2 protein-coding genes are annotated in these 2,867 nt (G+C 60.5%); both read left to right on the top strand.

The features are described from left to right. Nucleotides 1-169: 169 nt before the first annotated feature. On the top strand, nt 170-1,831 hold the full coding sequence (locus tag DWY05_RS09800) for a CTP synthase (protein ID WP_055252564.1): 1,662 nt from the start codon (nt 170-172) through the stop codon (nt 1,829-1,831). Between the two features lie 2 nt (nt 1,832-1,833). Then, a complete protein-coding gene (xerD, locus tag DWY05_RS09795; RefSeq protein ID WP_117820392.1) occupies nt 1,834-2,775 on the top strand; it encodes a site-specific tyrosine recombinase XerD in 942 nt (313 codons plus the stop codon). Nucleotides 2,776-2,867: the final 92 nt, after the last annotated feature.

Raw genomic sequence — 2,867 nt, 5'->3', positions numbered from 1 at the left:
GGTTATACCCTAAGAGCAAACCACCCTTTTTAAGGGTGGTTCTGATTTCAAGATTGAGAAATGCAATCGCACGCGAGAAAAATTGCGGACGGTCCGCGGCGCGAGTATTACAATGAAGACCCGTAAGATGTGGATAAACAACTTCTACGGGAAGCGCAGGTAACTCAATATGACCAAGCATGTGTTCGTAACCGGTGGCGTGGTTTCGTCCCTAGGCAAGGGTATCACCGCGGCCTCGCTGGGCCGTCTACTCAAGTCGCGTGGCTACAAAGTAACGATGCAGAAGGCCGACCCGTATCTGAACGTCGACCCCGGTACCATGAGCCCGTTCCAGCATGGTGAGGTCTTTGTAACCGAGGATGGTTACGAGTCCGACCTGGACCTGGGTCATTACGAGCGCTTTATTGATGAGAACCTGACCCGCGATTCCAACTTTACGACCGGTGCCATCTACAAAAGCCTCATCGCCCGCGAGCGTCGCGGCGACTTTTTGGGCGGTACCGTGCAGGTGATTCCTCACGTCACCAATGCCATTAAGGATAAGTTCCGCCGCATCGAGGAGCAGACCGGCTCCGATGTAGTCATCACCGAGCTGGGTGGCACGATCGGCGACATCGAGTCCCAACCGTTTGTCGAGGCCATTCGTCAGTACCGCAAGGAGGCCGGCCCCGAGAACGTCTGCTACATCCACGTGTCGCTCGTTCCCTATATCGCCGCCGCCCACGAGGTCAAGACCAAGCCCACGCAGCATTCCGTCAAGGAGCTCCGCAGCTTTGGCATCCAGCCCGATATTATCGTGTTGCGCTCCGACCACCATATCGATGACGCTATCCGCGGAAAGATCGCAAGCTTCTGCGACGTCGACACCGATTGCGTCTTTACCAACGAGGACTGCGCGAGTATTTACGATGTTCCGCAGCTGCTTGCCGAGCAGGACTTTGACCTGCGCATTTGCGAGCGCCTGGGTCTGGACCCGCGTGAGCGCGACATGAGCGAGTGGAACGAGTTCCTGCGCAAACAGAATCACGCCAACCATCACGCCGACAAGGTGAAGATCGCCGTCGTTGGCAAGTACACGCAGCTGCCCGATGCGTACCTGTCGGTTATCGAGGCCCTGCACCATGCGGGCGTCTTCTACGATCGCCATGTGGACGTCCAGCTGGTCGACGGCGAGAGCCTCGACGAGCAGAATGTCTCCGAAGTTCTGGGCGACGCTTCGGGCATCCTGGTCCCCGGCGGCTTTGGCAAGCGCGCCCTGGAGGGCAAGATCCTCGCGGCCGAGTTTGCCCGCGAGCACAAGATTCCGTATCTGGGCATTTGCCTGGGTATGCAGGTGGCCGTGTGCGAGTTCGCCCGCAACGTCGTCGGCCTTGCCGGCGCCAGCTCCTCCGAGTTCGACCCGGACGGTCCGTTTAGCGTCATCGATCTGATGAGCTCGCAGGAGGATGTGACCGAGAAGGGCGGCACCATGCGCCTGGGCGCCTATCCGTGCAAGCTCGCCGCCGATACCCTCGCTCGCGAGGCATATGGCGAGGATCTCGTCTACGAGCGTCACCGTCACCGCTTTGAGTTTAACAACGCCTTCCGCGACCAGCTCGAGGACGCCGGCTTGGTTATCTCTGGCCTCTCGCCCGACGAGCGCCTGGTCGAGATGGTCGAGCTGCCGCGCGACGTGCATCCGTGGTATGTGGCAACCCAGGCTCACCCCGAATTCAAGAGCCGTCCGACCAACCCGCAGCCGCTGTTCCGAGAGTTCGTGCGTGCCTCGATCGGTCAGCACGAGGGTGTCGATCGCCTGCAGGTGACGCCCATGAACCTCGCTACGGACTAAGGGTGCCGGCGAACAAAGAACATACCGAAGCTACTCCCTCGTCGCTCGCCGTGGCGGCGGGGGAGTATCTCGATTACCTCGCGGTCGAGCGGGGTTTGGCGCGCAACACGATTGCGGCCTATCGTCGTGACCTGACGACGTACTGCGCCTATCTGGAGCGGGCGGGCATCATGTCTTTTGATGAGGTGACTCGTCAGGTCGTGGAGGGCTTTGTCGCCGACCGTCGCGATGGGGGCTATTCCGATGCCTCGGTGGAGCGTGCGCTTGCGGCCGTGAAGGGCCTGCATGCCTTTTTGGTGCGCGATGGGGCTGTGGCCCAAAATCCAACGGCGGCGTTGCGCCTGCCTAAAAAGGCTGAGCGTTTGCCGGAGTATCTATCGGTGGAGGATGTCTCGGCGCTGCTCGATCAAGACTTCCCCGAGGGCGAGATGGGCTTGCGCGACCATGCCATCTTGGAAGTGCTCTACGGATGCGGTTTGCGTGTGAGCGAGTTGGTGGGGCTCGATGTGGGCGATATCCATATCGACGATGGTTTTGTACTCGTTCGCGGTAAGGGCTCAAAGGAACGCCTGTCCCCGTTGGTGGGAAGCGCGGCGCGAGCTCTGACGCGCTATATAACTGAGGGGCGTTCTCGCTTGGCGGCCCATGCCCGCGGAACCGAGACCTCGGCGGTCTTTTTAAATAAGAACGGCCGCCGTCTGTCGCGCCAGGGCATCCATGCCATCTGTGAGCGCTACGGGCGCCAGGTAGGGCTGGTGGGGCTCCATCCCCATACGCTGCGCCACTCCTTTGCCACCCATATGCTTGCGGGCGGCGCAGACCTCCGTGTGCTACAGGAGATCTTGGGACATGCCGATATATCGACCACGCAGGTCTACACGCATGTCGATCGTACGCAACTGACCGAGGTCTATCTGGCGGCGCACCCGCTGGCACATCGTTAACACATCGCTGGCCTGCATATCTATAGGTATTTGGGGACGGGCCCCAGATTGCCGCTGCGTGCTTTTGCGCGCGCATGGGCAATCTGGGGCCC

The organism is Collinsella sp. AF23-4AC (assembly GCF_003462685.1).
GTDB lineage: Bacteria > Actinomycetota > Coriobacteriia > Coriobacteriales > Coriobacteriaceae > Collinsella.
Note: the sequence above shows the minus strand (reverse complement) of the source record. Positions and strands in the feature narration are given on the sequence as shown.